At 61.9% G+C, this 1,293-nt stretch carries 1 protein-coding gene and 1 pseudogene; both read left to right on the top strand.

What is annotated here, in order from left to right; genetic code table 11:
* Positions 1-131 (top strand): annotated as a pseudogene (locus tag AB0366_RS27090) (MCE family protein); the annotation flags it as partial.
* On the top strand, positions 128-1,087 hold the full coding sequence (locus AB0366_RS27085) for an MlaD family protein (RefSeq protein WP_235172425.1): 960 nt from the start codon (positions 128-130) through the stop codon (positions 1,085-1,087). The pseudogene AB0366_RS27090 and the gene AB0366_RS27085, both read left to right, overlap by 4 nt.
* Positions 1,088-1,293: the final 206 nt, after the last annotated feature.

Here is a 1,293-nt window from a genome sequence, read left to right as displayed (position 1 = left end):
ACAAACTCATTCCATTCGTGCGGTCGCCCGACATTAACCTCTCGGACATCTCCATCGATGGTCGGGACCTAGCGCGGCGTGACGCCGAATCCTTCATAACCGTGTTGAGATCAATCGGAATGATGCCGTGAACCGCAGCAGCACGCTCATATCGATACTGGCTCTCGCCGTCGTGTTCGTCGTAGGGCTCGGCTACCTCGTCGTCGGCGTGGCACACATCAACCCCACCCGCTCCGAGTACTCCTTAACCGCCATCATCGACAGCTCAGGCGGTCTGCTGGACACATCGCCGGTGATGGTGCGGGGGGTACCCGTCGGAAAGGTGTCCTCGATCAACGTCGCGGATTCGGCAATTAAGGTCGAGATGACGATCGATTCCGACCACAAGATCCCCCAGGACAGCGAGATGTCAATCCAGAATCTGTCGCTCGCGGGGGAACAGTACATCAACTTCGTGCCCGCGGGCACGGCAACCGGTGGGTACTTCGATAACGGAGACGTGGTGCCCGCGGACGCGGTGCACGTGTCGCAATCGGTTCCCCAGGTGTTGCCAAAGTTGGCTGCAGTGGCAGATGGGCTCGACCCGGAATCGATCGAGTCCATCAACAAGACCGTCGCCGAGGCCGTCGCCGGACGGCAGGACGACCTCGACACGATCGGCGACATGATGCACCGTGTAGTCGATTTCGTCGGCAAAGATGGGTCCGTCCGGGTGACCGCAGACAACGCCGAGTTCCTGCTCGGCCTCTTGTCCAATGCCGGGGACGTCCTCAGTACGGCATCTGTACGCACCCCTGACGCCGTGAACGGGCTGGCGCGGATTCAACGGGCGTTCATCAGGTTCACAACCACCTCGTACGACAAGTGGCCTCCCGTGTTGAAGCTTGTGGAAAAGCTCAACGGCTATATTCAGATCCTGCAGCCGGATCTGCTGACGATCACCCGGGCGGTGAAACCGGCGACCGAGAAAGTCGCCGACACATACGTCGACTTCGGGTCGATCGGCGACCTCCTCGGCCGAACTTTCCCGGCGTCGCGACCAGGTCGCGCCGAGGTCCCCGTCACCGTGTCGCCGCCACTACGGTGACGCCCCGTCCGCAAGCGACTGTCACCGTAAGTACACAGAAGGTCCCACATGACAAATGACGACCGAACGAAACCGCACCCCGAGCCCACTGAAGTCGACGACAGCGCGGCGGCAGCGACGCCGGATGGCGATCTACTGATGGACGAAAACGCCCCAGCCGCGTCCGCCGTAGCCACGGCTGGGGCTGGAGACAGCGACGTCGACCC

It is taken from the genome of Rhodococcus sp. NPDC076796 (assembly GCF_040702765.1).
GTDB lineage: Bacteria > Actinomycetota > Actinomycetes > Mycobacteriales > Mycobacteriaceae > Rhodococcoides.
This window is presented reverse-complemented; position numbering and strand designations above follow the sequence as displayed.